We start from the raw sequence: 26,455 nt of genomic DNA on the forward strand, positions 1-26,455 counted from the left end.
GGCCGAACGGCGAGCGGACCAGCAGGATCGAGGCCAAGATGGCGAGCGCGATCATCACCCATGCCGAGATGGGGAGCCCGAGCGGGCGGCTGGCGAAGACCTCGAAGAAGCCGGTGTTGCCCAGCCCTTGCTGACCGCGGAGCTCGTTGGTGATGTTCTGCCCGTTGAGCAGCACCTCGGTCAGGCCGCGACCCACGTAGAGCATGCCCAGGGTGACGATGAACGGGGCCAGGTGCAGCCGCGAGATCAGCAGCCCGTTGGCATAGCCGACGAGGGCTCCGATCCCGACCGAGATGACCACGATCACCCAGACCTGCGGGAACATGATCGCCTGGGTCAGCGGGAGGTCGAGGCCACGGAAGAGGTTGCCGGCCACGGCACCGGTCAGGCCCACGGTGGAGCCGACCGATAGGTCGATCCCGCCGTTGAGGATGACCATCAGCATGCCGAGGGCCAAGATCGCGTTGAAGGCGACCTGCTTGGTGATGGTCACCAGGTTTCCGGGGTCGAGATAGTTGTCGCTGAGCAGTGCGAAGACCGCGATGATGAGGACCAGGGCGAGCAGGGCCCGGCCTTCCACCAGTGCGTTGCCGAGAGTGATCGAACGGAGCCGGGAGGTGAGCCCTCCGATCGTGCTCTGCTCACGCGGTGTCGCCTCAGCCGGTGCGTTGGTCGTGGTCATTGCGGGCCTCCAGTGGCTCCGTCGGTAGTCGAGGGGCTGGTCTTCGGGCTGTTGGTCTTCGGAATGTCGGGTGCTGGTGCGTCGACGACGGGGTCGGGGTCCGAGGGCTCCGCGCTCGCCGACTCACCGGACGCGGCCATGACCTCGGCGCGGGTGCTGGTGCGCGGGTCGAACTCACGGACGATGCGGCCCTTGCTCATCACGACGATCCGGTGGGAGGCGGTCATCGCCTCACCGATCTCCGATGTCACGTAGAGGACGCCGAGACCCTGCTGAGCCTCCTTGAAGAGCAGGGCGAAGATCTCGCCCTTGGCGCCGACGTCGATGCCACGGGTGGGCTCGTCGAGGAGCAGCACGGACGGATCGGTCATCAACAGCTTCCCGATCACGACCTTCTGCTGGTTGCCTCCGGACAGGGAGGTGATCGGGGTGCCCGGGCCGGCGGCCTTGACGGTGACCTCGTCCATGCCTCGCCTGATCCGCTTGGACTCCGAGCCCCGGGCGATCAGGCCCCGGCGGACCACCGTGCGGAGTCCGGCGAGCGAGAGGTTGCTCCCGACGCTGAGGAGCTGGACGACGCCGTCGCGCTGCCGGTCCTCGGGAACGAGCCCGAGACCACGGGAGATGCGCCCGCTGACGTCGAGATCGGCGATGTCGTCGCCGTTCAGGAGCACTCGGCCGGCGGTCACCGGGTCGCGCCCGGCGAGAGCCTCCATCAGCTCGGTTCGCCCGGCGCCCATCAGGCCGTAGAGGCACACGATCTCACCGGCGCGTACGTCGATGGAGACGTCGTCGACCACGACGCGTCCGGTGCCGAGGTCCGCGACGGTGAGGTTCTGGACCGAGAGCGCCGCCTCGCCGAAGTCGCGAGGCTCCTCACGGAAGTCGTACTCCGCCTGTTTCCCGGTCATCTGGTGCACGACCCAGGGAAGGTCGATCTCGCTCGCCGGCTCGTGCGCCACCAGGTCGCCGTCGCGGAGCACCACCGCGTGGTCGGCGATGCTGATCGCCTCCTCGAGATGGTGGGAGATGTAGACGATCGCGACGCCGTTGGCGGTGAGCTCCCGGATGACCCTGAAGAGCACCTCGACCTCGCTGGCGCTGAGGGCCGAGGTGGGCTCGTCCATGATCAGGATCCGGGTCTCCGCCGCCAGGGCCCGGGCGATCTCGACGATCTGCTGCTGGCCCATCCGGAGGTCGGCGACCGGGGTCCCGGGCGCGATCTCCTCCTCGAGCTGTCGCATCAGGCCTGCGGTGATGTCGGCCTCGCGGGCGTAGTCGATCCCACCCATCCGGGTGTGCAGCTCGCGACCGAGGAAGATGTTGTCCCGTACGTTGAGGTTCGGGCAGAGGCTCGTCTCCTGGTGGATGATCGAGATCCCTCGCTCCACCGCGTCGACGGTGTTCTCCAGGGTGACGGGCTCCTCGTGCAGGACCAGCTGTCCGCCGGTGGGCTGCTCGACGCCGGACATGATCTTCATCAGCGTCGACTTCCCGGCGCCGTTCTCCCCGAAGAGCACGGTGACCTGGCCTGCGCGTACGTCGAAGTCGACGCCCTTGAGTGCCTTGGTGACGCCGTACGTCTTGGAGATCCCGACTGCGCGGAGCACCACCTGACCGATCTCGTCGGCGTCGGCGGGGGCAGCAGCCGTGGCGGGGGCGCTCATGATGCGCCCTCCAAGGTCAACGGCTGGACCTGCACGGGCTTGGCCGGCGGCTGTGGCATGCCGGTGTCGGTGACGCTCACGATCCCGGTGAACTCGAGCTTCGAACCCGGGGCGAGCTTCGCGCCCGTGCCCTGGTCGATCTGCTCGCGGACGAGAGCCTTCAGCTCGTCGCCCACCTGCTGGTAGGTGGTCTGGTTGGAGGCGTCTCCGAACTTGAAACCCAGCGCGTCGCGCAGGACCGCGCCGTTGGTCGCCGGACCCGAGGCGATGCTGAGCGGGGTCGTCCCCGGAACACCCTCGACGGTGATCTCGACGGCCTGCTGCTGTGTCGCGACGACGGTCGCGGTGCCGCGTACGGGGAACAGATAGGTGGTGTCGTTCGGCTTGGACGCCCCGAGGTCGTCGGCGGTCCGGGGGATGTCGTCCTGGAGCCCGGTGAGGAGCTCGGGGAGCGGCGTCGCCGAGGCGGGGATGGTCTCGTTCGCCTCGGCGAAGAGATCCTCGGCTGCCTGGGCCGGGTCGAAGGTCTCCGGGCCGATCGAGGCGAGCTCGTCGGGCGTGACGAAGCGGGTGCTGAGCGCCATCGCGACGAGGAGCGCGGCGACGGCCACCGCTCCGCCGATGCGGAAGGGGGTGAGGCGGCGGGGTCGTGTCATCTTTGGTCCTTTCGAACGATCGCGGACACCAGATCGGGGTTTGGTTGGCGGAGCCCGCGGTTGCGAAGCGCGTCGGCGCAACGGTGAGCCAGGTCGAGGAGGCCGGCCACCGTCCAGGCGGCACGCCCGACGAAGAGGCCGTCCACATCGAGGCCCGTCACCAGGTCGGCGGCGTTGCCCGCGTTGACGCTGCCTCCGTAGAGGACGGCGGTGCGGGCCCCAGGCAGATGCCGGTCGAGCTCATCGCGTACGACGGCGATCCCTTCGGCCACCTCCTCCGGCACAGCGGCACGGCCGTTCGACCCGATGGCCCAGTGGGGCTCGTACGCCACCAGCAGCTCGTCCGGGACGGCGGCCTCGAGGCGGCCGAGCGCGGTGCGCACCTGGCGGGTGAGCACATCGGCGGTCTCGCCGTGCGCCCGCTCGGCGGCGGTCTCACCGACGCAGAGGAGGGGTGTCAGCCCGGCGGAGACGGCGGCCGCGACCTTGTCGGCCACCATGTCGTCGGTCTCGCCGAGCAGGGTGCGGCGCTCGGCGTGCCCGATCTCGACGAGGCTCGCGCCGGCGTCGCGCACCATGTCCATCGACACCTCGCCGGTGACGGCGAGGTCCGGACCCGGATGGGCGTTCTGCGAGCCGATGGTCACGCCGCTGCCGGCCAGCCGGTCGTGGACCACGGCCAGCGAGGTGGCGGCAGGCAGGACGAAGAGCCGCAGGTCGGGCGGCACGTCTTCCGCCTCGACCGCCGAGCGCAGGGCATCCGCGTACGCCCCGGCCTCGCCCAGGGTCTTCGTCATCTTCCAGCTCGTGCCGAGCCAGAAGGGGGCCGTGGTGGTCACGGGATCAGCGAGACCTTGATCGACTCGGTGCCGCGGGCGACCAGGTCGAGACCGTCCTGGAACTGGGTCAAGGGCAGCTGGTGGGTGCAGATCTCGTCGAGGGGGAGCACGCCGGACTCGAGCATCCGGATCGCCGCCGGCCAGCAGTGCGGCCCCAGGTGGGCGCCGCGTACGTCGAGCTCCTTGTCGTCGCTGATGATGCTCCAGTCGACGGTCACGTCGGAGCCGAAGACGCCGTACTCCACGAAGGTGCCGAGCTTGCGCAGCACGTTGAGCCCCTGGAGGACCGCGGAGGGGTGACCGGTGCCCTCGAGGTAGACGTCGGCGCCGTAGCCGTCGGTGATCGAGCGGACGAACTCGACCGGGTCCTGCTCGCCGATGTTGACCACGTCGGTGGCGCCGCACTTGAGCGCCAGGTCCAGCTTCTCCGGCGCCAGGTCGAGGGCGACCACACGGGCGGGCGACTTGGCGGCGGCGCCGGCGATCATGCCGAGCCCGATCGGCCCGCAGCCGGCGACGACCACCACGTCGTCGAAGGTGATCCGGGCACGCTCGACGGCGTGCAGGGAGCAGGACAGCGGCTCGGCGAAGGCGGCGTGCGCGGGCGGGAGGTCTTTGCTGATCGGGTGGACCAAGGAGGCGGGGGAGAAGACCATGTACTCGGCCATCGCCCCGGGGGTGCGGCGCTTGAACCCGAACATGTCGTGGGGTCCGCACATCCAGTACTCCCCGCGTCGGCAGTAGCGGCACTCGCCGCAGGGCACGATCTGCTCGGCGACGACCCGGTCGCCCACCTCGACGCCCCACCGCGTACGCGCCTCCTCGTCGAGGGCGACGACCTCGCCGGTGAACTCGTGACCCGGGATGACGTCGGTCTCGGCCCAGGCCGGCCGGTTCTCGTCACCCCAGAACTTCGCGGCGCCGTGGTAGCACTTCAGGTCGCTGGCGCATATCCCGACAGCCTCGACCCGGACGAGCGCCTCGCCCCGTCCCGGCACCGGCACCGGGACCTCCTCGAAGCGGTAGTCCTCAGGCCCGTGGCAGACGACCGCCTGCATCGTGCGGCCGGGCTCTGTAGGTGCCTGCGTCATGGGGACCTCCTGCTAGTGATCCTGCTTAGTGACCTTGATCACTCGAACTCATCCACGGTCCCACGGTCCAGAACAAATGTCCAGAACAAAGTTTCAGGGAAGTACGGATCGACGGGCGCGGCTGTGGAAGAGTGGTTCCGTGGAGTACTCAGCCGGAGCGCACGGCCAACGGCCGATCCTGGAGGTCGCGGAGACGGCCAGCACACGCTTTACCCCCGAGGTCATGCACGCGGCGGCGACGCTGTACTACCTCAAGGACGCGACCCAGGCTCAGGTCGCGCAACAGCTCGGCATCAGCCGCGCGACGGTCAGCAGGGTGCTCTCCGAGGCGCGGCGTACGGGCATCGTCCGCATCGAGGTGATCGACCCGGCGACCCGACGCGCCTCCGAGGTGGAGGAGCGGCTGCGCGATGCGCTCGGGCTCGCCAGGGTGTCGGTCGCCCGAGGGTTCCACCCCTCGCTCCTCGGAGCGGCTCTCGCCGCCCGGCTCGGCGAGGCCTTGACCGAGATCGGGCTGAAGGCCGGGGACGTGCTCCTGGTCTCCTCCGGGCGCACCGTGTGGGAGGTGAGCCAGGAGTCTCTGCCGTCCTTTCCGGGCGTGGTGGTCACCCCGACCGTCGGTGGCCAGGACGAGCCCGAGGCCTGGTATCAGACCAACGAGATCACCAGGATGTTCGCCGAGCAGCTCGACGGTCGGCCGGTCTTCCTCTACGCCCCCGCGCAGCCGGGGGCGGAGCTGCGCGGGCTGCTGCTCCAGGATCCGAGCACGCGCCGCGTCCTCGACCTCTGGGGCCAGGCCAGGGTGGCCGTGCTCGGCATCGGCGCGCCCCCGTTGACCCGTGACTCGCTGCCTGGTTACGTGCCACGCGACGCGCCCTGGCTCCGTGAGGCCGCGGGTGACATCTGCACCAGGTTCTTCGACGAGGACGGGCGGCCGTTGCCCTATCCCGAGGTCGAGTCACTGATCGCGACGACGTACGAGGTGCTCAAGGCGATCCCGCACACCATCGCGATGGCGGTCGGGCCGACGAAGGTCCCCAGCATCGTCGCGGGTGCGCGGGCCGGCTGGTTCGACACCCTGATCACGGACGAGGACACCGCGGTTCGGGTGCTCGACACGCTGGACTGAGCGGGCCCGGTGGTCGAGCTTGTCGAGACCCCGAGCTAAGTCCGCACCTGAGCCCGCCCGGCCATGATCTCGGCGAGCGCCGCGTCGGAGGCGAGCTGGGCGTCGCGGTCGTAGGTGGAGGTGAAGGCGAGCAGCTCGTCGGCGCCGGTCGTCTCGGTGAGCCGGTCGAGGCGGCGACGGACCGTGTCGGGCGATCCCGCGGTCGTACGCGCCAGATGGGCGTCGACGCGGTCGCGGAGCTGGTTCGTCCAGGTCTGTGACCGGATCGAGCCGACCGGCTCGAGCGGCCCGAACTCGCCGGTCTGCCGCGACCTCGCCATCGCCCACGCTTCCGGCAGGGCGAGCTCGCCGGCCTCCTCATCGGTGTCCGCGACCAGCACGTCGACGGAGACGGTCACCGACGGCTCCGGCGCGCGGGAGGAGGGCCGGAAGTCTTTCCGGTACGCCCCCAGCAGCCCGGGCAGTGAAGGGCTGTCGAGCACCGGACCGCCCACGACGACCGGGAGGCCGAGCCGCGCTGCCAGCGCCACGCCCCGACCGGTGGCGAGCACGAAGATCGGGACCCGCCCGGCCGTGACCGGCCGGGCGGTGACCGCCGCGGTGCCGTCGAGATAGCCGCGGAGCTCGTCGATGTCGTCGGCGAACGTGTCCGGGTCGTCGAGGCCGTGCCGCAGGGCGCGGCGTACGGGAGCGGTGAAGCCCAACGTACGTCCCAGGCCCAGGTCGATCCGGCCCGGATAGAGCGCCTCCAGCATCAGGAACTGCTCGGCGACGACCAGCGGCTGATGGTGCGGCAGCATCACCCCGCCCGACCCGAGCCTGATCGTGGACGTGTGCGCACCGAGCGCGCCGAGCAGCACCGGCGGTGACCCCGACGCGATCCCGGGCACCGCGTGGTGCTCGGCGACCCAGAAGCGGTGGTAGTCGAGCCGCTCGGCCGTCACCGCCCTCTGGATCGTGTGGGTCAGCGCGGCACTCTCGGGGTGGTTCACCCGAGTGCGCGAACGGTCGAGCATCGAAAGCCTCACAACACCCTCAACCAATCCGGGACGCCGAGCCTTCCCGCCACTTGCCGTACGTGTCCATGACCGGTCGCACCCGATGGCCCGCCCTCGGCCGCGGCCTGATTGCATGGGATCCCACACAGGGAGGCGAGCCGACGACGATGACCGACGCAGGCAGTGTGCTGCGAGAGCACCCCATCGATCCCGAGATCCTCCGTGGCGCCGCCGAGCTGACGGCGACCGAGCGGGGGTGGCTTCCGCACCGGTTGCCGGCGGCCGCCCGGGCGCAGTGCACCGATCCGCAGCTGCTCTCGGTCGAGGTGCAGCCCTCAGGGGTGCGACTGGTCTTCCGTACGAGTGCGACGGTGATCGAGCTCGACCTGCTGCGCACGCGCAGCGTGATCGTCGGGGTGCCCGACCGCCCTGACGGGATGGTGGATCTGCGCGTCGACGGGAAGCTCGCGGAGCAGGTGCCCACCACCGGTGGCGACGTGCTGCGCGTGGACCTCGCGACCGGGAGGTCCGAGATCGAGCGTGGCCCGGTCGGCACCGTACGTTTCCCGGAGCTGCCCGCACACGAGAAGGACGTCGAGATCTGGCTGCCGCACCACGAGCGGGTCGAGCTCGTCGCGTTGCGCGCCGACGGACCGATCCGTCCGGCGCCGGTGGACCGCCGCGTATGGCTGCATCACGGCAGCTCGATCAGCCAGGGCTCGAACGCCGCCAGCCCCAGCACCACCTGGACCGCGCGGGCCGCGGCGAGCGGCGACGTCGAGCTGATCAACCTCGGCTTCTCGGGCAGCGCCCTGCTCGACCCCTTCACCGCCCGCGCGATGCGCAACACCGACGCCGATCTCCTCAGTGTCAAGATCGGCATCAACCTCGTCAACGCCGACCTCATGCGGCAGCGAGCCTTCGGTCCCGCGGTCCACGGGTTCCTCGACACCATCCGTGACGGGCACCCCGACAAGCCGCTGCTCGTGCTCGGCCCGGTGCACTGCCCGATCCACGAGCACACTCCAGGTCCGGGAGCGTTCGACCCGGAGGCGCTGCGGGCGGGGGAGGTGCGGTTCATCGCGACCGGCAACCCGGCAGACGTGGCGGGCGGCAGGCTCAGCCTGACGGTGATCCGCGAGCAGCTCGCCGAGCTCGTGACCGGACGGATGGCCGACGACCCGAATCTGTACTACCTCGACGGACTCGAGCTCTACGGTCCCGCCGACGCCGCCGCCCATCCGCTGCCGGACAACCTGCACCCCGACGCCGCGACCCACGAGCTGATGGCCACCCGTTTCGCTCGGCTGGCGTTCGGCGAGTCCGGAGCCTTCGGACGGCGCTGACCGACCTGGGGTTCACTTTCATTCAGCGGAATCCATCCATTGTGGCGGGGCACCACCGGCGAAAGGATCAGCCGCATGACGAACACGCCTCAGGTCACCACCACCCAGGTCGGCATCGTCGGTGGCGGCCCGGCCGGGCTGATGCTCGCCCACCTGCTGGCGCGCGCCGGCATCGACTCGGTGGTGATCGACAACCGCAGTCGCCTAGAGATCGAGCAGACCGTACGCGCCGGCATCCTCGAGCGCGACAGCGTACGGCTGCTCACCGAGACCGGCGTCTCCGACCGTGTCCTGACCGAGGGCGACCAGCACGAGGGCACCTTCTTCGGCTTCGGCGGCGACCTCCACCACATCAGCTTCGAGGAGCTCGCCGGTGCCTCGGTCTGGCTCTACCCGCAGACCGACGTCTTCATCGACCTGGCCAACGCGCACAGCTCGGCCGGGAGCGACATCCGGTTCGGGGTCACCGACACCTCGGTGCACGACCTGACCGGCGACCAGCCGAGGATCCGGTTCCGCGACGCGGAAGGTCGCGCCCAGGAGCTCCGGTGCCGGTACGTGGTCGGTGCCGACGGCTCGCACAGCATGTGTCGCCGCTCGATCCCGGAGGGCCGGCGCGGGCAGTTCTTCAAGGAGTATCCCTTCGCGTGGTTCGGGATCCTGTGCGAGGCGCCGAAGAGCGCTCCGGAGCTGATCTACAACCACTCCGAGCGCGGCTTCGCGCTGATCAGCCAGCGCACCGAGACCATGCAGCGGATGTACTTCCAGTGCGACCCCGACGAGGACGTCGACGCGTGGTCGCAGGACCGGATCTGGAGCGAGCTGCAGGCGCGGGTCGGCGCCAACGGCCATGAGCTGCGGGAGGGGCCGATCACGGACAAGGCCGTGCTCCGGTTCCGCAGCTTCGTGCTCGAGCCGATGAGGTACGGCAGCCTCCTTCTCGCCGGCGACGCCGCCCACACCGTCCCGCCCACCGGCGCGAAGGGCCTCAACCTCGCTCTCCAGGACGTCAAGGTGCTCGCGGAGGTGCTGGAGCGGGCGTTGGCCGGCTCCGACGACTCGGTCCTCGACACCTACACGGAGCGAGCGCTCGCCCGGGTCTGGAAGGCACAGCACTTCTCCTACTGGATGACCTCGATGCTCCACCTGCCCCCGGGCGGCGACGAGTTCGACCTACGCCGCCAGGTCGGCGAGCTGCGCTCGGTCATCGACTCCGCCGCCGGGTCCACCTATCTCGCCGAGGCCTACACGGGCTGGCCGACAGGCTGAGAGGCGCTCCGGCCGACAGCAGGCCGAGACGGGTCTCTCAGAGACCGCGCCAGGCCGACCACAGCCGGGCGTAGCGGCCCTCGGCCGCGACGAGCTCGGTGTGGGTGCCGGTCTCGACGATCCGCCCCTGCTCCATCACGACGATCCGGTCGGCCGACTCGGCCTGGGTGAGCCGGTGGGCGATGACCAGGGACGTACGTCCGGAGGTGACCGCGAGCGCGGCCCGCTCGAGGTCGCGCGCGCCGCTCGAGCCGGCCTCGGCGGTCGCCTCGTCGAGGACGACGGCGACCGGATCGTCGAGGAGCACCCGCGCCAGGGCAAGCTTCTGGGCTAGCGCGGGCGTGAGCATGTGGGCGCCGTCGCCGACGCGGGTCTCCAGCCCGTCCGGGAGTGCGGCCACCTCGGCCCAGGCCTCGACCTCACGCAGCGCCTTCTCCACGGCGGCCTCGTTCGCCTCGGGCGCGGCCAGGGTGAGGTTGTCGCGGACGGTGCCGGTGAAGGTGTGCACCTCCTGGGTGACCAGGGCGGCCCGGCTCTGCCCGCCGCGGACCGGGAGCCCGCCCACCAGGATCTCGCCCTCGCTCGGGCTCAGCTGGCCGGCCACGGCCGCGCCGAGCGTCGACTTGCCCGCCCCCGAGGCCCCGACCACCGCGACGAGCTCGCCGTCGGCCAAGCTGAGGTCGACGCGGTCGAGGGCCGGCCGACCGGGGACGTACTCGTGGTGGAGCCCGGTGATGACGATCCCGGACCCGTCCGGCTCGCCCGCGGGGACGGGGGCCGGGCGCTCCAGCAGGGCGAGCCCGGCGAGACGTACGAGCGAGGCGCCGACCGACTGCACGTCGTCGAAGAGCGCGATGACCGCGCCGATCGGGTTGAAGAGCCGGTGGAAGTAGAGAGCGGCGGCGGTCACTGCCCCGACGGTGGCGGCATCGGAGCGGACCAGGAAGAAGCCGGTGCCGAGGATGGCCAGCAGCCCCATCAGCTCGGCCCGGTTGTTGCGGCCCAGGAAGCGCATCAGCATCGCGAAGACCTCGACCGAGATCGACGCGGAGGTCCACGAGGCGGCGCTGACCTTCTCCTGGTGCTGCTCGGCGATGCCGTACGCCCGCAGGGTCCGGTTGCCGTGGACGCCGGTCAGGAACGCCTCGGCGCGGACGCCGTTGGCCTCGCGCTCGCGGCGGTAGTAGGGACCCGAGCGGGGGAGGTACCAGCGCAGCGCCATCACGTAGAACGGCGCGGCGAACAGCCCGGCGAGCCCGAGCCGCCAGTCGAGCGCCATCAGGCCGGCGGTCGTGAAGACGATCGCGATCACCGAGTTGAGCATGAGCGGGACCACGTCGGCCATGGAGCTGCCGATGAGACGTACGTCGTCGCCGACCCGGGACACCAGGTCGCCGCTGCCGCTCTCCTCGAGCCGCTGGGTGTCGAGGTGCAGAGCCTGGTCGAGGACCTCCTCGCGGAGCTCCGCCAGCGCCGGCTCGGCAACCCTGGCGAGCAGGTGGATCGAGACCGCTCCGGCGGCGCCGACGACGAGCGCGGCTCCGAGGATCCAGATGCCGGCGCTGATGATGCCGGATCCAGGGGCGTCGGCACGGACCAGGTCGACCATCCGGCCGAGCATCCAGGGCGCCACCAGGCCGGCGAGCCCCTCGATCACGAAGACGGCGAGGCAGGCCGCCAGCAGGAGCGGGCGGCGGGTGAGCAGTCGCCGGGCGAGACCTGCCGCCTCCCGGGCCGTGGAGACGGGGAGCCGGGTCAGCGTCGGGGCCGTCATCGCAGCACCGCCGAGCAGTAGGCGGCGTCGTCGGCCAGCTGGTCGTGGGTGCCCCGGACGACCGTCTGGTCGCCTCCGACCCAGACCACCTCGTCGGCTTCGGCCAGGAGCAGCGGGCTGCTGGTGAAGAGCAGGGTGGCGCGGTCGGAACCGGAGCCGTGCCGGAGGCGGCGCAGCTCCCCGGCGATGTGCTGCTCGGTGACGGCGTCGACCGCCGTGGTGGGGTCGTGCAGCACCAGCACCGGTGCGTCCGCGGCGAGGGCCCGGGCGAGACCCAGGCGCTGGCGTTGACCGCCGGAGAGACTCTGCCCGTCGACGGCGACGTGCGTGGCCAGGCCCTCGGTCGCGACTGCGACCAGCTCGGTGGCCGACGCGGCCGCCAGGACGGCCTCGACCCGGACGTCTTCGTGGCGTTCGAGCGGGTCGACGTTGCTTCGCAGGGTGCCCTCGAAGAGGTCGACCTGGTGGTCGGTGACGAGCAGCCGGCGGCGTACGTCGGAGAGCGCGAGCTCGGTGATGGGCTCGTCCCCGAGCAGGACCTTCCCGCGCTCGGGCGACGACTCTCCGTGGAGCAGGGATAGGAGCGTGGCCGGCACCGCGGGGTCGTTGGCGACGACCGCGACCAGCCGGCCGGGCGGGACCGCGAGCGACAGGTCGGTGACAGGTCCTGCGGAGACGTGGTCGAGCTCCAGGTGGTGGCCGTCGGCTGGCCGCTCGCCCTCCGTGACCAGCGCTGGCGTCGAGAGGAACGCCACGATCCGGGCCGCCGAGGCCCTGGACTGAGCGACCCGGGCCACCAGGGCGCTGAGCATCCGCATCGGCTCGGCCACGAACTGCGCCAGCCCGACGACCGCCACCAGCTCGCCGACGCTCAGGTCGCCGGAGAGGGTCCGCAGCCCGGCGACGACCGCGATCACCGCGAGGAAGACGCCGCTGCCGAGCGAGGTGATGCCGGTCAGGAGGCCGGCCCAGCCGGCGGCGGCGACGCTGGTGTGCGCGGCGGTGCGACTCTCGCGGCGGTAGCGCTCGAGCGCGACCTCCACGCCGCCGATGCCCTTGAGCGGCCGGATCCCGCGGATCAGATCGGTCGCCACCCCCGTCGTACGTCCCAGGGCCTCCTGCCGTCGCGCACTGCGCTGGGCGAGACCCGGCGCGACCAGATGGGTGGCGCCGAGGACCAGCGGGACGCCGACCAGGACGATCAGCGCGAGCCACGGGTCGATGACGGCGAGGACGACGCCGCTCACAACCAGGCCGATCGCGCCGGCGACGGAGAGGGCCACCTGTCGGATGACCTCACCGACCAGGTCCGCGTCGCCGGTGGCCAGCGCCAGCAGGTCGCCGGAGAGGCGGTCGGTGCGGGCGCCGCGTGGGTCGAGCACGTGCGCCGAGACCTCGGTGCGCAGCCGGTGGCTCTCGACGTGGACGGCACGGTTCCCGATCCGGGCGCCGAACCGGTAGGAGAGGCTCAGCACCAGGAAGTGCAGGCACAGGACCCCGGCCCACAGCAACAGCTGGCCCAGGTCGCCGGTGGTCACCGCACGGTCGATCATCAAGCCGATCAGGACCGTGACCATCGCCTCGCACACCTGCCACAGCGTGATCAGGGCGGACGAGGCGAGCACGGACCGACGCTGCCGCCGCAGCGACCGGCGCATCAGCGCTCCCGGCGTACGCGGTATGGACACCGGGGAACCTCCAGAAAGCCGAACCGGTCGATTTAGGTTAGCCTAACTTGTGGCGAAGAACGCACTCGAAGCGACTGCGATGCGGGCCACACATCCGACCTGGGAGCCCTGGATATCGATACGCTGGCGGCTTCAGCCAAACGAGGACAGGAGTGGCTGGGAATGAATCAAGACGTGCTTCGGCACGCGCCGTTGTTCAGTGAGCTGGACGACGAGTCGATGACTGCGTTGTTCGCGATGATGGGACGGACTCGCCTCAAGCGCGGCGAGGTGTTGTTCCGCGAGGGCGACGCCGCCGATCGGCTCTACGCCGTTGTCGACGGCAAGGTGAAGCTGAGCCGCGCCTCGGCCGACGGGCAGGACAGCGTTCTGGCGATCTTGGGATCGGGCCAGGTGTTCGGCGAGCTCTCGCTCTTCGACCCGGGTCAGCGCTCGTCCACGGTCACTGCTGTCGCCGACGAGGTGCAGCTTGCCTCCCTCTCGCACGATGACCTGCTGGCGCTGCTCGACGGGCGGCCGAGCGTCACCCGAGGACTGCTCGCCCTGCTGTCCGGCCGCTTGCGCCGGGCCAACGACGTGATCGGTGACCTGGTCTTCGCCGACGTACCCCGTCGGGTCGCGAAGGCCCTGCTCAACCTCGCCGACCGGTTCGGCGAGTCCACCGACGAGGGCATGTACGTCCGCCACGACCTCACTCAGGAGGAGCTCGCCCAGCTCGTCGGCGCGGCCCGCGAGACGGTCAACAAGGCGCTCGCGGACTTCGTGGCCAAGGGCTGGGTCAAGCTGGAGTCGCGCGCGGTGATCATCACCGACATGGAACGGATCGTGCGCCGGGCCGGCTGAGCCCAGCAGATGGTTGAGCAAGGTGGTCTTGTCAGGTCTTGTCAGGTCTTGACGGCCGAGGAGGCCAGACCTAGGTTTGCCGCACAACTTCACATCCGCCAGTTGAACTACAGCGGGAGAGTCCTCACCCATCCGGGGTGAGGCGCCGAAGGAGCAAACCTCCCCAGAATCTCTCAGGCCCAATGACCGCTGTGGTGAGGCGAACTCTGGAAAGACAGGGTCCGATGGATCCTGCACCCACGGTGCAAACCGCCCCAACGGGGCGGTGAAGCTCTCAGGTAGCGATGACAGAGCGGGGAGGTCACCCGTCCACGGGTGCCGCGGCTGCGGCATCCATCAGCAGGGAGCCTCCCGCACATGACCTCACCTGTCCCTACCCCTCTGCACGAGATCCACCAGGCGCTCGGCGCCTCGCTCACCGACTTCGCCGGCTGGAGCATGCCGGTCCGTTATGGCTCGGAGACCGCCGAGCACAATGCCGTACGCACCACCGCGGGCCTCTTCGACCTGTCCCACATGGGCGAGATCGAGGTGACCGGCCCCGAGGCGGGACGCGCCCTCGATCATGCCCTGGTCGGTCGGCCGTCGAAGATCGGCATCGGCCGCGCCCGCTATTCGATGGTCTGCGCCGAGGACGGCGGCATCATCGACGACCTGGTCGTCTACCGGCTCGAGCAGGAGCGCTACCTGGTCGTCGCCAACGCGAGCAACGTCCACGTGGTCGCGCCGGCTCTGGTCGAGCGGGCCGACGGTTACGACGCCGTGGTCCGCGACGCCTCCGCGGAGTGGGCGCTGATCGCGGTCCAGGGCCCTGCTTCGGCAGCGATCCTCGCGGCCGTCACCGACCTGGACGTCTCCACCCTTCGCTACTACGCGATCGATGCCGGCACGGTGGCCGGCGTCGAGGCCTTGGTCGCGCGCACCGGCTACACCGGCGAGGACGGCTTCGAGGTCTACTGCGCACCCTCGTCGGCCGTCGCGGTCTGGGAGGCCATCACCGATGCCGGTACGCCACACGGGCTGTCGCCCGCCGGGCTCGCCTGCCGTGACACCCTCCGGCTCGAAGCGGGGATGCCGCTCTACGGCCACGAGCTGAACCGCGAGACGACACCCTTCGAGGCCGGCCTCGGTCGAGTGGTCTCCTTCGACAAGCCCGACGGCTTCGTCGGAGACGCCGCCCTGGCCGTACGCCGCGAGGAGGGCCCGCGCAGCACGCTCGTCGGCCTGATGGCCACCGGGCGCCGCTCCCCGCGCGCCGGCTACGCCGTCGTGGATCCGGCCACCGGCGACGAGATCGGCGTCGTGACCAGCGGCTCCCCGTCGCCGACCCTGGGTCGTCCCATCGCGATGGCGTACGTCAGGCCTGACCTCGCCGCCGCCGGCACCAAGGTCCACGTCGACGTACGCGGCAGCCGCGAGGACGCCGAGATCGTCGCCCTTCCTTTCTACTCCAAGAAATGAGCACAGCCATGAGCAACCCGACCAACCTGTCGTACACCGCCGAGCACGAGTGGATCGAGACCCGCGACGACGTCGCCCGCATCGGCGTCACCGCTTTCGCGACCGAGGCGCTGGGCGACATCGTCTTCGTCGAGCTGCCCGAGGTCGGCAGCAAGATCACCGGCGGCGAGAGCTGCGGCGAGCTGGAGTCGACGAAGTCCGTCAGCGATCTCTTCGCGCCCGCCGACGGCGAGATCCTCGAGATCAACTCGGCTGTCGTCGAGGATCCCGCGCTGATCAACAGCGACCCCTTCGGCGCCGGCTGGCTCTTCGAGATGCGCATCTCGAACGCCCCCGACCTGCTCGACGCCGCCTACGACGCCCTGATCGAGGAGTGAACCTACGCGACCGACGATCGAGCACCAACCGAGATCGCCGGCACCTTCGCCCACAGCGACCCACCGAGCGAGACCACCTGGCCCGAAGTCCTCGAGGACCTGGACCGCAGTCTGACGCAGATGGCGACAGGCCGGCGCCGCTGCTCGTGATGACCGAGGGCCACGATCCACTCAGGTTCGATGAATCCCGTGGGGCAGGTCGGCACGTATACCTGGTATGAGACCTTCGACTTCGTACCTGGCAAGGGTCGTGATCGCGGCTGCTGCCACAGCACTCGTCGCCGCGGGTTGCGGCAGTGACGATGGCGCGGATGGATCGGACGCAGGCGGGGGCGGATCGGCGCTCGTCTCGTCGGCCGACGTCGACGGAACCGGCGTGCTCACCGATGCCGAGGGACACACGCTCTACACCGCCGAGGTCGAGAAGGACGGGAAGATCCGCTGCGTCGACGCCTGCGCGGACTTCTGGAAGCCGATCGTCGCGTCCGACGACGACGTCGACGCGGCGAACTCCTCACTGGGTGACGAGTTCGGGATGGTGGACCGTCCCGACGGAGAGTCCCAGCTGACGTACGGCGGCCTGCCGCTGTACACCTTCGCCGAGGAGGGCGCCGGGGAGCTCCAGGGTGACGGCTTCACGGATGACTTCCAGGGCACCCAGTTCGTGTGGGCGGCAGCGCGGACCGACGGGTCCTCGACCCCCTCGGAATCGTCCACGCCGGACGACACCGGAGGTGGCTATGGCTACTGACGGCGCAGTCTCGCTCCCGGCCGGCGGGGTACGGTCTTTTCGTATGACTCCCCGTCGCCCGACCGGATCCTAGGACCGCGCGGTGGCCGTGTCGGACGAGTCGCTGCTGGCTGCGATGGCCAGTGGCGACCAGGACGCGGCGGCGGCCTTCGTCCGCCGCCATCAGGCTCGCGTCTACGGCCTTGCCCTCACCATCGTCCAACAGCCCGCCCTCGCCGAAGACGTCGCCCAGGACACCTTCGTCAAGGCGTGGCGACACGCCGCTACGTACGACCCGCGACGCGGGGGTGCCTCCACCTGGCTGCTCGCCATCACCCGGAACGCAGCGATCGATGCCATCCGCTACCGCCACGACGATCCGATGGACCCGGATCTGCTGGTTGCTCTTCTGACGGTACGAGACGAGGGTGACGCGAGCGATGACCTGGACACCAACCTCGCGCTGCGGCATGCGCTGGCGGAGCTCCCGTCCGAGATGGCCGCTCCGATCGTGTTGATGACCTACTTCGGGCTGACCGCACGGGAGATCGCCACGCGCGACGACGTACCGGCCGGCACGGTGAAGACCAGGGTCCGCCGAGGCCTTCAGAAGCTACGGCAACGAATGGGGGTTCGCGATGCCTGAGTCCGAACGCTGCCGGGAGGTGCGAGAGCTGATCCCGGAGCTGGCGATGGGGGTGGCCTCCGGCGAGTCGCGGGCTCGTGGGTTGGCACACCTTGCCGACTGCGCGAGCTGTCGACGCGAGCTCGAGGAAGTCTCAGCCACCGTCGATGCCCTGCTGCTGCTCGTGCCGGAGCGCGAACCGCCAACCGGTTTCGACGTCAGAGTGCTGGCGGCGCTGGATCAGCGCGCCCCCCGGCACAGGATCCGCACCGGCCTGCTCGTCGCGGCTGCGATGGTGCTGGTCGCGACCCTCGCCGCCGGGCTCACCTGGTGGGGTGGCGCGGACGACCGCGACGTCGCCGACCAGTACCGCGGTGTGCTCTCCACCGCCGACGGGAGCTACCTTCGGGCCGCGGACCTTCAGATCGACGATGGCAGTGTCGGAAGCGTCTTCGCCTACCAAGGCCGGCCATCGTGGCTGTTCATGTCCGTTGAAGACGCCCCGAACGGCACCTACCACGTACGCCTGGTCGACACCGACGGGCGAGTCCAGTGGCTCGGGACGTGCACCGTCCGAGACGGCACGGGTTCCTGGGGTACGTCCGTCGAGCTGCCGATCCGATCCGTCGACCGGGTCGAGATGTTCGGCACCCGGCTCCCGACCATCGTCGCGAGTCTCCGCACAGGCGAACCCACCCCGGAACGGTGATTCGCATCGTGGGTGGCCAGACGCACACTTCTGCCTGACTGTCCGGTCGACCTCGGTGCCTAGAGTCTTCGGCCGCAGCTCACCAGAAGGCGTCATGACGATGTCCAGACCCGCGCGTCGGGGTTGGCTGCGGACGCCGTGGTTGGGGAGTGCGTCGATCCCGTCCCGCGCGCTGGAGGATGTGTCGATGCTCCAGGGCGAGTTGGCGGACGCCGCTCCACAGGGTGCGGAGCAGGTGTCGGGTGGGCGGCCGGGCGTCAGGGGCGGGCGAGGACCACGGATCCTTGGTCTTCATGACCTGTTGTGCGATGAAGTCGTCGTAGTGCATGGCTCAAGAGTCGCAAGAGCCACCGCTCTCGGGGAGTGGCAGAATTGACATAGATTGCTAGAATCTTGCCACTGAACGTACGCCGACGCCACCAGGCGAATCGCGACCACCCACCGTCACTGACCGCGGCGGTCGAGCGCCGCGGCGCGCAGTGGTGCGGGCTACGACTTGGAGTGGGATCGCTTCTGCAACAGCGCTTGGAGATCTCGCGCGGTCGGGTTGACGTTGTCGTCCCTCGCGACGGCGCAGACGTCGGTCCAGGCCCCGTCGTCGCGCAGGCGGAGGTAGTGGACGCCGTCCTGGCGCAGGGCGCGAACGGAGGCAGGCACGACGGCGACGCCGACCTCGGCCGCGACCAACGCCAGGAGGGTCGCGAACTGGTTCGCCTCCTGGGCGAAATGGAGGCGCGTCCCGCTCTCGTGGGCCAGCACCACGAGTCGGTCCCATGCCCGCGGGACCCGCTCGCGAGGCAGGGTCACGACCTGGGAGTCTGCGAGGTCGCGGATGCCGATCGTGCGCCGGCTGTGAAGCGGGTGCGCGCTCGGCACGACGGCCAGGAGAGGCTCGCGCAGCACAGCGCTGACCGTGATGCCCTCTCGTTCCTCCAGGTCTCGGCTCAGGCCGACGTCGATGGATCCCTCCTGGATGGCGCTGACCTGTTCCTCGGTGGTCATCTCCCTGAGCGTGAGTCGAACACCGGGCCGGGCTCTGCTGTGCCAGCGGACGAGCTCCGGAAGGATCTGGATCGCGGCCGAGGCGACGAAGCCCAGCGTCACGGTGCCCCGTACGCCGGAGGCGGCGTCGAGGGCCGCCTCACGGCTGGAGTCGACCGCGGCGAGGGCGCGCCGTGCGGCGACGAGAAACGCCGAGCCCGCGGCGGTGAGCCGGACCTGGCGGCTCGTGCGTTCGAAGAGTTCGACGCCGAGATCTCGCTCGAGATCCCGGATCTGGCGCGACAGGGATGGCTGTGCCACCAGGAGCCTCTCGGCCGCCCGGCCGAAGTGCAGCTCCTCAGCCACGGCGACGGCGTACTGCATCTGTCGAAGCTCCATGACCGAGGTATAGCACCGATGACAGATCTGAATCAATCGTTGCGAATCAAGTCTTGGACTGACTAGGTCTCCGCTGTCTACGGTCCTGGTGTGAAGGGCGTCACGGTTCCAGCCGATCCGGGGGCGACACTTTCCAGGAGAGGAAGACATGAGTACAGATAGTCGTGGGGCTGCTGCCCCAACAGTCCGGGGCGGAGGCGTGGACCGTGTCGTCACGGCGACCAGCGCCGGTTCGCTCCTGGTCTTCGTCGCCGCTGCGATCGCCGCCCCCGACACCGTCGGGTCCTGGGTGACCACGGGCTTCACCAAGAGCGCGGAGTGGTTCGGCTTCTACTGGCAGGTGCTGATGGTCGCCACCTTCGCGGTGGCGCTGCTGCTTGCGGCAACGCCGTGGGCGCGCGCCCGGCTCGGCGACGTGAAGCCGGAATTCAGCCGCTTCAAGTGGGTGGCCATGATCATGTGCACCCTGCTCGCCGGCGGTGGCGTCTTCTGGGCTGCCGCCGAGCCGATGTATCACTTCCTCAACGCGCCGCCGCACTTCGAGGGCGTGGAGCCGGGGAGCGCTCGAGCCGTCGACGTCGCGCTTGCGCAGAGCTTTGTCCACTGGGGCTTCCTGGCCTGGGCGATCCTCGGCTCCCTCGCCGCGATCGTGATGATGTACGCCGCCGAGCGGGGAATGCCCCTGCGTCCGAGGACCCTGCTGTACCCGCTCCTCGGGAGCCGTGTGGCGACCAGCCCGATCGGCACCGTCGCCGACGTGGTCTGCATCGTCGCAGTGGTCGCGGGGACGGTCGGGCCGATCGGCTTCTTGGGTCTCCAGGTCTCCTACGGGCTCTCCTCCCTGTTCGGCATCCCCGATGTGTACGGTGTCCAGCTCGCCGTCATCGCGGTGCTAACCGCAGTTGCCGCCGTCTCCGTCGTCTCGGGCGTCAACCGCGGCATCCAGCTCCTCAGCCGGGTGAACGTGTGGTTGGCACTGGCACTTATGGTCGCGGTGCTCGTTCTCGGTTCGGCTTGGTACGTCGTCAAGGCGTTCGTTGGCGGCTTCGGCGTCTACATCACCGACTTCGTGGACATGAGCCTCTATTCGGGTGACTCGGCCTGGAGGTCGGGATGGACAGTCTTCTTCTTCGGCTGGTTCCTGGGCTACGCGCCGTTGATGGCGATCTTCATCGCTCGCATCTCCCGCGGTCGCACAGTCCGGGACCTGATCATCAGCACCTCGGTGCTGCCGCCGGTCGCCACCTGCCTGTGGTTCTCGGTCCTCGGCGGGACCGGCATCATGCTCGAGCAGCGGGATCCCGGCGAGATCTCCGGCCCACTGGGTGACGCCGGGCTGCCCGCCGCGGTGATGGCCATCACCGAAGGCCTCCCACTGTCCCTTCTGGTCGGCGTCGGATTCCTGCTCCTCACCATCATGTTCGTCGCGACCACCGCGGACTCCATGTCGTACGCCGTCGCGCAGTCCTGCACCACCAGGGACCACGCGGACCCACGCCTGCGTGCCGTCTGGGCGGTGCTGATGGGTGCCGCCGCCGCGGTCCTGATCAGCATCGGCGACGGCGGGATCACCGCCCTGCAGTCATTCATCGTCGTCACCGCCGTCCCCGTCGGGTTCATCCTGTTGCCGTCCCTGGTCGCCGCGCCCGTGATGGTGCGCCGCCTGGCGGTGGAGCAAGGCCTCACCGGGTGGCGTACGCCGCACTCCTCGACCACCAACCCAACGACCTCGACCTCCGCCTCGCACGAGGCCGACGAAGGAGCCAACGCATGAACACCACGACCATCCATCTCCGCCAGCTGATCGGCGGCACCTGGGCGGACGGCGCCGGGGTACCCCAGCGCAGCGAGGATCCCGCCGACCCGGCCGGCGTCTCGGTGGCGGAGTACAGCACCGCCACCGAGGAGCAGCTCGAGCAGGCCATGGCCGCCGCTGGTGCCGCGGCCCAGGACTGGGACCGGCGCGGGCTTCTGGGCCGCGGCCAGGTTCTTCGACGGGCCGCGCAGCTCATGGAGGACCGCGCGGAGGACCTTGCGGTGCTGATGACTCGTGAGCAGGGCAAGTCCTTGGCGGACTCGCGCGGCGAGGTCGGTGCCTCGATCGAGACGCTGCACTACCACGCTGCTGCCGCACGGCGGCCGGACGGCGCGACGTACCCGTCCGGACACCCCGACGAGGTCGTGCGGACCGTGCGTCGCCCCGTCGGCACGGTCGCCGTCGTCACGCCGTGGAACTTTCCGCTGCAGATCCCGGTGTGGAAGATCGCGCCCGCGCTGCTGTGGGGCAACCCGGTCGTCTGGAAGCCCGCGAGCGACACCCCGGCGATGGCGGTCGCGCTGGCCGAGATCCTGGTCGAGGCCGGGGTGCCCGACGGCGTGCTCAACCTGCTTCTCGGACCCGGCCACCTCGGCGCCGCCCTGGTCGGGCACCCCGGCACCGCCGCCGTCACGTTCACCGGCTCCGTCCCGGTGGGCCACTCAATCCGTGATGCGGTGATCCCGCGCGGCGCGAAGCTCCAGATGGAGCTGGGCGGCCACAACGCCGCCGTCGTCCTCCCGGACGCCCACCTGCCGTCGGCAGCCGACGCGATCGTGGCTGCCGCGATGGGGAGCACGGGCCAGAAGTGCACGGCAACCCGCCGCATCATCGCGGTCGGTGACTGCTATGACGAGCTGGTCGGCGAGCTGGTCGGACGGGTCGAGGCGCTCGTGGTCGGACGTGGTGCCGACGCGGGCACCGCACTGGGGCCGGTCGTCTCGGCGAAGGCCCGCGACCAGATCACAGCTGCGGTGCAACAGGCGACCGACGAGGGGGCCGAGGTGCTCGCCACCGCGCCCGTGCCCGACACGCCCGGCCACTGGGTCTCGCCCACGCTGCTGGCAGGTACGCCCGAGCTGACGATCTGCCGCGAGGAGGTCTTCGGGCCGGTCACCACGCTGTTGCGTGCCGCCGACCTCGACGCGGCGATCGAGCTTGCCAACGGGACCGACTTCGGCCTCACGGCCTCGGTGTTCACCCGCGATGAGCGGGTCGCCCGGCGCTGCGTGGACGAGCTGGTCGCGGGCCTGGTGAAGGTCAACGCCCCGTCCACCGGCTCGGAGCTGCACGCGCCGTTCGGGGGCCTGCGCGACTCCTCCTTCCCAGCACCTCGGGAGCAGGCGAGTGACTCGGCCGCGGAGTTCTTCACGGTGAGCAAGACCGCCTACCTGCGGTTGGCTCCGGAGGACAACTCATGACCGCGGGCGTCGGAACCGCGACCACCGGGCTGCGACCGCCCCACGAGGTCCTGACACCTGCGGACCTCGGCGGGGCCCGGTCGACGCGGCACAGCTTCGCGCGGGCGCTCGTGCGTCACGCGGCCGCCGAGGGCTGGAGCGTGTCGCTGGGTCGCGCAGACCTGGACGAGGACGGCCGAGGGGTGGTGGTCTTCGACGTACTCGCCGGTGAGCACCGGTGGAGCTTCGTCGCGTTCTCCAAGACCATCGACGATTCGGCGCGTGAGGACCGGGTCGTCGCCGCGTCATGGGACGTCACCGCGGCGCTGGTCGAGGGCGAGGTCGACGACGCGTACGTCGCCTCGCTGCGGCCGGAGGTCACCCGGCAGGAGGAGGGCCGTGCCGACGAGCGGACGCTGATCTGGACCCGTGCCAACCGCAGCGGGCGGTTCTTCGACTACGTCGTGGACCGGCTGGCTGATGGGCGGCAGCCGGAGCCGGATGCCTTCGGGCTCTCGCCGTATCTGCTGAGGAGCACCGCGTTCTACAGCAACGGCAAGTTCGGCATCGCCGACTTCGAGCGCTTCGATGAAGGTCACCCCTTCGCCACGCCCTATCGGGCCCACATGCTGGCTGCCTGGCTGTTGCGCGAGCTCGGCTACGTGCTGGCCGAGAGCTGCGCGGCGGCCCGGAGCAAGAAAGCCGTCCGGCTCGACGGGGACTGGCGCCGCTACCTCGGTCTGGGCAACGCCACCGGCCTGGGCATGGTGCCCTACGTGGTCAACCACCCCGAGGTTCTCGACGCCTGGGTGCGTCTGCGGGAGCTTCCGCTGGCCGCGGCCATCTCTCGCGTGGTCGACCCCTCCGACCCGGACGTCGCCCACCTGCGTGAGCTGCTCCGGCGCGCCATTCGCTTCCTGGGGGAGCAGCGCGACACCGAGCCAACGCCGTACGCCTCGGGGACTGAGCTGGCCGCGCGGCTCCTGCCGCTCACCGACCTGCTCGACGAGTTCGCCGAGCGCGGGACGATGAGCGGTGCTCCCGAGGCGCAGCCTTGGCGACACCTCCACGACCGGGCAGCCGCCTCCGGCTCGGAGGTTCGCGGGCTGGTCGCCTCCGTGCTGACCGAGCTGACCGGCGACCTCGACGATCTGGTCGAAGCCGGCCTCCGATGCCGTGAGGTGCGCGTCGTCAGGCCCAGGATGTCCTCCGGTCAGCTCCGGCAGGTCATCGACACCGCCTACGACTGGTTGGCCGGAATCGACTTCGCGGATCCCGGGCAGACCGAGCGTTTCTGGTACTCCTCGGCGAACAACGAGGAACCGCGCCGGGCCGTCGCTGGCGTGGACCCGGGGGAGACGGTGCAGCACGCCGTCGATGTGGCCCGGGCCGTGCACTCGCTGCGGGAGGATCTGGAACGAGTCGACGCCCAGACGAGCGTCGGCGAGTTCCTCCTCGGTCATCCCCGCCATCGCGCGGCGGTTGCCCGGGTGCAGTCGATCAACGAGCTCGATTACGCCGAGCTACACATGAATCTTCTTGCCGGCGACTTTCTGCCGCTGCATGTTCAGCGGTTCCAGCTCGCCGTCTACGGCATGGACAACTTCAACCCACAGTCAACCGACTGGCTCCGCGTCACGCTCTTCTCCGGCGCGCCGCGGATCGCTGACCTTGACCACGGAACGGCCGACGACGACTGGTGCTTCGTCCCGCGGCCGGCAGCCGTCGACGAGAGGACCCACGCATGACCGCCCACGACATCCCCGAACCGGCCCGTCTGCACACCGACGCGGTGGTCGTCGACGGCCTGCAGATCAACAACTGGAGCCGCGAGGTCTTCGAGGAGCTCCGTACCGGCGGCGTGAGCGGCGTCAACGCGACCGCGGCCGTGTGGGAGGGCACTGACCAGACCCTGCGCGCCGTCGCGGAGTGGTATCAGATGGCTCAGCGCCACAACGACCTGATGCTCCTCGCGGAGACCGCCGACGACATCCGAAAGGCGAAGGAGGAAGGACGCGTCGCCGTCGTGCTCGGGTTCCAGAACACCAGCCCGTTCGGCGACGACTACCGTCTCGTGGAGGTGTTCTCCCGCTTGGGCGTGCGGATCGCGCAGCTGACCTACAACATCCAGAACGCCGTGGGCGGCTCCTGCTACGAACCGGAGGACAGTGGGCTCACCCGCTTCGGACGCAACATCGTCGCAGAGATGAACCGGGTCGGGATGCTGATCGACCTCTCGCACGTCGGCAACCGCACCTCCCGCGATGCTGTCGAAGCGTCGGTCGCGCCGGTCGCGATCACACACTCCAACCCGACCTGGTTCGTCGACAACCCGCGTAACAAGCCGGCCGAGGTGTTGCGCGCGGTCGCCGAGGGCGGTGGCGTCGTCGGGTGCTGCCTGTATCCGCTCGTCCTGGGCGGCGCAGGCACGGGGCTCGACGAGTTCTGCGCGATGGTGCGCCGGCTGGTCGACGAGATCGGCCCCGAGCACGTTGCGCTCGGCAGCGACTGCACGCGCAACTGGGACGACGGCTACGTCGAGTGGTTGCGCAGCGGTCACTGGCGCCCGCGCGGTGAGGTGCCCGCGAGCTGGCCCGAGTGGCCACACTGGTTTCGAGGGCCGGAGGACTTCCCGCGAGTGACTGATGGACTGGTCGCCGCTGGTCTGGACGAGCGCACCGTACGCGGAGTGCTGGGCGAGAACTGGCTGCGTCTCTTCGACGACGTATTCCTCGGCGGGAGGGCAGCATGAACGCGATGACGATGATCGAGCCGACAACGATCGGCGCAGAGGGGGACGCGGTGCCGAAGCACGACGGACCGACCGTCCGAGTCACCATCCGCGAGATTCGCGAGTACGCCTACCGCTCGCTGATCGCGGCGGGGGCGAGCGCGGGCGAGGCTGCGACTGCTGCCGACCAGGTTCTCCACGCCGAGCTGCACGCGGGAGACGGTCTTGCCGGCCTGGTCTCCGACCTGGCCCGCGGCCCGTGGTCCGGCAGTGGCCTCACCTGCACTCGACGACCAGTCGAACCAACGGTCCTCGAGGTGGACTGTGGTGGCCGTTCGGGCGAGCTGCGCGCCGGCGCGCCGATCGTCGACCTGGTCTGCGGCGAGGAGGGCCCCGCGGCGGTGGCCGTCACCGCGGGCGACGTCCCGGTCAGCTCCCTGCTCGACAGGTTGCTGCTCACCGCCGTGGTCACCGCAGGCACCAGCATCGTCGCAATGCGCGCAGGCTCGGACGGAGCGTACGTCGTGCGCCTCGCGACGCCGGCCGGCGATCTGGCGCACGGTGCTCTGCCCGCTGCCGACCGCAGGGTCCTCAGCGACGTCGAATGCACGGACGACCCGCACGATCTGGTCGTCACCACCGGGGCCGATGTGGAAGCGGTGGGTTCCCGACTGACCTGGTGCACGGGCGACTCGCGGGCCGAGCGCCGCCGGGAGGCAGCCCTCCACGGCGTCCGGGTCGACGAGATGACATGGCGGACCGTCGCCGAGCACGCACAACGCTTCCTGGTCCCTGAGGAGGACGCATGAGCACCGATCCGGCCGTCGTGCATCGTGACCACGCAGACGGCGTCCCGCGTTCGTACCTGGCCTCGGCGACCCACGGCGGTGTCGTCTGGGCGTGCGGCCAGGTGCCACGACGTGCGGACGGATCCGTCCCGGGTTCCATCGAGGAGCAGGTCGGCGTCACGATCGACAACCTCGAGGCCGTCCTCCGAGACGCTGGAGCCTCGCTGGCAACGGTCCTCAAGATGACCGTGTTCCTCGCCGATCTCGACGAGTTCGACTCATACGACGCGGCCTACCGCGCCCGCCTGGACGGCAACCCGCTTCCACCCCGAACCACCGTGCAGGTCGCGCGGTTCCGCGGCGAGAAGAGGATCGAGATCGACGCGGTTGCCGCGGTCGTCCGAGAGCCGGGCGGTCCAGAAGATCCGACAGAGCCTGCCCGTCAGAAGGAATGAG

General features: G+C 70.2%; 24 protein-coding genes and 2 riboswitches. Of the genes, 15 read left to right on the plus strand and 9 right to left on the minus strand.

From position 1 onward, the window contains the following. From ACRDPS_RS03350 to ACRDPS_RS03370, 5 genes are all read right to left on the minus strand, one after another. A partial coding sequence (locus ACRDPS_RS03350; protein ID WP_431500202.1) for an ABC transporter permease occupies positions 1–682 on the minus strand: 682 nt, incomplete at its 3' end. After that, positions 679–2,349: a sugar ABC transporter ATP-binding protein gene (locus tag ACRDPS_RS03355; protein WP_431500203.1), complete on the minus strand. Its 1,671-nt coding sequence runs from the start codon at positions 2,347–2,349 to the stop codon at positions 679–681. The genes ACRDPS_RS03355 and ACRDPS_RS03350, both read right to left, overlap by 4 nt. Then, positions 2,346–3,005, minus strand: coding sequence for a DUF2291 family protein (locus tag ACRDPS_RS03360; RefSeq protein WP_431500204.1), 660 nt, complete (start codon positions 3,003–3,005; stop codon positions 2,346–2,348). The genes ACRDPS_RS03355 and ACRDPS_RS03360 overlap by 4 nt, the downstream gene beginning before the upstream one ends. Further along, positions 3,002–3,844: a triose-phosphate isomerase family protein gene (locus ACRDPS_RS03365; protein ID WP_431500205.1), complete on the minus strand. Its 843-nt coding sequence runs from the start codon at positions 3,842–3,844 to the stop codon at positions 3,002–3,004. The genes ACRDPS_RS03360 and ACRDPS_RS03365 overlap by 4 nt, the downstream gene beginning before the upstream one ends. Beyond that, positions 3,841–4,935: an alcohol dehydrogenase catalytic domain-containing protein gene (locus tag ACRDPS_RS03370; protein WP_431500206.1), complete on the minus strand. Its 1,095-nt coding sequence runs from the start codon at positions 4,933–4,935 to the stop codon at positions 3,841–3,843. Before ACRDPS_RS03370 ends, ACRDPS_RS03365 begins: the two co-directional genes overlap by 4 nt. Positions 4,936–5,074: 139 nt before the next feature. Between ACRDPS_RS03370 and ACRDPS_RS03375 the strand changes: the two genes are divergently transcribed. Continuing rightward, positions 5,075–6,064: a sugar-binding transcriptional regulator gene (locus ACRDPS_RS03375; RefSeq protein WP_431500207.1), complete on the plus strand. Its 990-nt coding sequence runs from the start codon at positions 5,075–5,077 to the stop codon at positions 6,062–6,064. 35 nt (positions 6,065–6,099) lie between these two features. Here the strand turns inward: ACRDPS_RS03375 and ACRDPS_RS03380 are convergent, their stop codons facing one another. Next, positions 6,100–7,080: an LLM class flavin-dependent oxidoreductase gene (locus ACRDPS_RS03380; RefSeq protein ID WP_431500208.1), complete on the minus strand. Its 981-nt coding sequence runs from the start codon at positions 7,078–7,080 to the stop codon at positions 6,100–6,102. Between the two features lie 149 nt (positions 7,081–7,229). On the opposite strand from ACRDPS_RS03380, the gene ACRDPS_RS03385 reads away from it, so the two are divergent. Beyond that, positions 7,230–8,408, plus strand: a complete 1,179-nt coding sequence (locus ACRDPS_RS03385; RefSeq protein ID WP_431500209.1) for an SGNH/GDSL hydrolase family protein — start codon at positions 7,230–7,232, stop codon at positions 8,406–8,408. A gap of 75 nt (positions 8,409–8,483) precedes the next feature. After that, positions 8,484–9,677, plus strand: coding sequence for a 4-hydroxybenzoate 3-monooxygenase (locus tag ACRDPS_RS03390; protein ID WP_431500210.1), 1,194 nt, complete (start codon positions 8,484–8,486; stop codon positions 9,675–9,677). A 37-nt stretch (positions 9,678–9,714) separates the two neighbouring features. On the opposite strand, the gene ACRDPS_RS03395 is transcribed toward ACRDPS_RS03390, so the two are convergent. Together ACRDPS_RS03395 and ACRDPS_RS03400 are read right to left on the minus strand one after the other, a co-directional pair. After that, positions 9,715–11,451: an ABC transporter ATP-binding protein gene (locus tag ACRDPS_RS03395; protein ID WP_431500211.1), complete on the minus strand. Its 1,737-nt coding sequence runs from the start codon at positions 11,449–11,451 to the stop codon at positions 9,715–9,717. Next, the gene (locus tag ACRDPS_RS03400) at positions 11,448–13,139 is read right to left on the minus strand and encodes an ABC transporter ATP-binding protein (RefSeq protein ID WP_431500212.1); all 1,692 of its coding nucleotides are present in this window, start codon (positions 13,137–13,139) and stop codon (positions 11,448–11,450) included. Before ACRDPS_RS03400 ends, ACRDPS_RS03395 begins: the two co-directional genes overlap by 4 nt. A gap of 162 nt (positions 13,140–13,301) precedes the next feature. On the opposite strand from ACRDPS_RS03400, the gene ACRDPS_RS03405 reads away from it, so the two are divergent. From ACRDPS_RS03405 to ACRDPS_RS03430, 6 genes are all read left to right on the plus strand, one after another. Then, entirely contained in the window at positions 13,302–13,982 is a 681-nt protein-coding gene (locus ACRDPS_RS03405) for a Crp/Fnr family transcriptional regulator (protein ID WP_431500213.1), read from the plus strand. 103 nt (positions 13,983–14,085) lie between these two features. After that, positions 14,086–14,181: riboswitch (glycine riboswitch) on the plus strand. A 1-nt stretch (position 14,182) separates the two neighbouring features. Beyond that, a riboswitch (glycine riboswitch) is annotated at positions 14,183–14,283 on the plus strand. A gap of 56 nt (positions 14,284–14,339) precedes the next feature. Continuing rightward, on the plus strand, positions 14,340–15,443 hold the full coding sequence (gene gcvT, locus ACRDPS_RS03410) for a glycine cleavage system aminomethyltransferase GcvT (RefSeq protein WP_431500214.1): 1,104 nt from the start codon (positions 14,340–14,342) through the stop codon (positions 15,441–15,443). An 8-nt stretch (positions 15,444–15,451) separates the two neighbouring features. Continuing rightward, positions 15,452–15,820, plus strand: a complete 369-nt coding sequence (gene gcvH / locus ACRDPS_RS03415) for a glycine cleavage system protein GcvH (protein WP_431500215.1) — start codon at positions 15,452–15,454, stop codon at positions 15,818–15,820. 250 nt (positions 15,821–16,070) lie between these two features. Beyond that, the gene (locus ACRDPS_RS03420) at positions 16,071–16,571 is read left to right on the plus strand and encodes a COG4315 family predicted lipoprotein (protein ID WP_431500216.1); all 501 of its coding nucleotides are present in this window, start codon (positions 16,071–16,073) and stop codon (positions 16,569–16,571) included. A gap of 82 nt (positions 16,572–16,653) precedes the next feature. Then, a complete protein-coding gene (locus ACRDPS_RS03425; protein ID WP_431500217.1) occupies positions 16,654–17,196 on the plus strand; it encodes an RNA polymerase sigma factor in 543 nt (180 codons plus the stop codon). After that, on the plus strand, positions 17,189–17,884 hold the full coding sequence (locus ACRDPS_RS03430; protein ID WP_431500218.1) for a zf-HC2 domain-containing protein: 696 nt from the start codon (positions 17,189–17,191) through the stop codon (positions 17,882–17,884). Before ACRDPS_RS03425 ends, ACRDPS_RS03430 begins: the two co-directional genes overlap by 8 nt. A gap of 489 nt (positions 17,885–18,373) precedes the next feature. Here ACRDPS_RS03430 and ACRDPS_RS03435 read toward each other — a convergent pair whose 3' ends face one another. Beyond that, positions 18,374–19,264: a LysR substrate-binding domain-containing protein gene (locus ACRDPS_RS03435; RefSeq protein ID WP_431500219.1), complete on the minus strand. Its 891-nt coding sequence runs from the start codon at positions 19,262–19,264 to the stop codon at positions 18,374–18,376. A gap of 148 nt (positions 19,265–19,412) precedes the next feature. Here ACRDPS_RS03435 and ACRDPS_RS03440 point away from each other — a divergent pair, with 148 nt between their 5' ends. From ACRDPS_RS03440 to ACRDPS_RS03465, 6 genes are read left to right on the plus strand one after another with little or no spacing between them, the layout of a single operon-like run. Next, positions 19,413–21,038 carry a BCCT family transporter gene (locus ACRDPS_RS03440; protein ID WP_431500220.1) on the plus strand — a complete coding sequence of 542 codons (1,626 nt, stop codon included), beginning with the start codon at positions 19,413–19,415 and terminating at the stop codon, positions 21,036–21,038. Further along, complete coding sequence (locus tag ACRDPS_RS03445) at positions 21,035–22,501, plus strand: aldehyde dehydrogenase family protein (RefSeq protein ID WP_431500221.1); 1,467 nt, start codon at positions 21,035–21,037, stop codon at positions 22,499–22,501. Before ACRDPS_RS03440 ends, ACRDPS_RS03445 begins: the two co-directional genes overlap by 4 nt. Continuing rightward, positions 22,498–24,228, plus strand: a complete 1,731-nt coding sequence (locus ACRDPS_RS03450; protein WP_431500222.1) for a hypothetical protein — start codon at positions 22,498–22,500, stop codon at positions 24,226–24,228. The genes ACRDPS_RS03445 and ACRDPS_RS03450 overlap by 4 nt, the downstream gene beginning before the upstream one ends. Continuing rightward, the gene (locus tag ACRDPS_RS03455; RefSeq protein ID WP_431500223.1) at positions 24,225–25,232 is read left to right on the plus strand and encodes a membrane dipeptidase; all 1,008 of its coding nucleotides are present in this window, start codon (positions 24,225–24,227) and stop codon (positions 25,230–25,232) included. Before ACRDPS_RS03450 ends, ACRDPS_RS03455 begins: the two co-directional genes overlap by 4 nt. Further along, positions 25,229–26,020, plus strand: coding sequence for a hypothetical protein (locus ACRDPS_RS03460; RefSeq protein ID WP_431500224.1), 792 nt, complete (start codon positions 25,229–25,231; stop codon positions 26,018–26,020). Before ACRDPS_RS03455 ends, ACRDPS_RS03460 begins: the two co-directional genes overlap by 4 nt. Then, the gene (locus tag ACRDPS_RS03465) at positions 26,017–26,454 is read left to right on the plus strand and encodes a RidA family protein (RefSeq protein ID WP_431500225.1); all 438 of its coding nucleotides are present in this window, start codon (positions 26,017–26,019) and stop codon (positions 26,452–26,454) included. Before ACRDPS_RS03460 ends, ACRDPS_RS03465 begins: the two co-directional genes overlap by 4 nt. Position 26,455 lies beyond the last annotated feature (1 nt).

The organism is Nocardioides sp., assembly GCF_050699375.1.
In the GTDB taxonomy this organism is placed as follows: Bacteria; Actinomycetota; Actinomycetes; order Propionibacteriales; family Nocardioidaceae; genus Nocardioides.

Excerpts from the sequence above, each read along its gene's own strand:
- ACRDPS_RS03355 (WP_431500203.1), bottom strand. The coding sequence starts at position 2,349 with ATGAGCGCCCCCGCCACGGCTGCTGCCCCCGCCGACGCCGACGAGATC.
- ACRDPS_RS03360 (WP_431500204.1), bottom strand. The coding sequence starts at position 3,005 with ATGACACGACCCCGCCGCCTCACCCCCTTCCGCATCGGCGGAGCGGTG.
- ACRDPS_RS03370 (WP_431500206.1), bottom strand. The coding sequence starts at position 4,935 with ATGACGCAGGCACCTACAGAGCCCGGCCGCACGATGCAGGCGGTCGTC.
- ACRDPS_RS03380 (WP_431500208.1), bottom strand. The coding sequence starts at position 7,080 with ATGCTCGACCGTTCGCGCACTCGGGTGAACCACCCCGAGAGTGCCGCG.
- ACRDPS_RS03385 (WP_431500209.1), top strand. The coding sequence starts at position 7,230 with ATGACCGACGCAGGCAGTGTGCTGCGAGAGCACCCCATCGATCCCGAG.
- ACRDPS_RS03390 (WP_431500210.1), top strand. The coding sequence starts at position 8,484 with ATGACGAACACGCCTCAGGTCACCACCACCCAGGTCGGCATCGTCGGT.
- ACRDPS_RS03395 (WP_431500211.1), bottom strand. The coding sequence starts at position 11,451 with ATGACGGCCCCGACGCTGACCCGGCTCCCCGTCTCCACGGCCCGGGAG.
- ACRDPS_RS03405 (WP_431500213.1), top strand. The coding sequence starts at position 13,302 with ATGAATCAAGACGTGCTTCGGCACGCGCCGTTGTTCAGTGAGCTGGAC.
- gcvT (WP_431500214.1), top strand. The coding sequence starts at position 14,340 with ATGACCTCACCTGTCCCTACCCCTCTGCACGAGATCCACCAGGCGCTC.
- gcvH (WP_431500215.1), top strand. The coding sequence starts at position 15,452 with ATGAGCAACCCGACCAACCTGTCGTACACCGCCGAGCACGAGTGGATC.
- ACRDPS_RS03430 (WP_431500218.1), top strand. The coding sequence starts at position 17,189 with ATGCCTGAGTCCGAACGCTGCCGGGAGGTGCGAGAGCTGATCCCGGAG.
- ACRDPS_RS03435 (WP_431500219.1), bottom strand. The coding sequence starts at position 19,264 with ATGGAGCTTCGACAGATGCAGTACGCCGTCGCCGTGGCTGAGGAGCTG.
- ACRDPS_RS03440 (WP_431500220.1), top strand. The coding sequence starts at position 19,413 with ATGAGTACAGATAGTCGTGGGGCTGCTGCCCCAACAGTCCGGGGCGGA.
- ACRDPS_RS03445 (WP_431500221.1), top strand. The coding sequence starts at position 21,035 with ATGAACACCACGACCATCCATCTCCGCCAGCTGATCGGCGGCACCTGG.
- ACRDPS_RS03450 (WP_431500222.1), top strand. The coding sequence starts at position 22,498 with ATGACCGCGGGCGTCGGAACCGCGACCACCGGGCTGCGACCGCCCCAC.
- ACRDPS_RS03455 (WP_431500223.1), top strand. The coding sequence starts at position 24,225 with ATGACCGCCCACGACATCCCCGAACCGGCCCGTCTGCACACCGACGCG.
- ACRDPS_RS03460 (WP_431500224.1), top strand. The coding sequence starts at position 25,229 with ATGAACGCGATGACGATGATCGAGCCGACAACGATCGGCGCAGAGGGG.
- ACRDPS_RS03465 (WP_431500225.1), top strand. The coding sequence starts at position 26,017 with ATGAGCACCGATCCGGCCGTCGTGCATCGTGACCACGCAGACGGCGTC.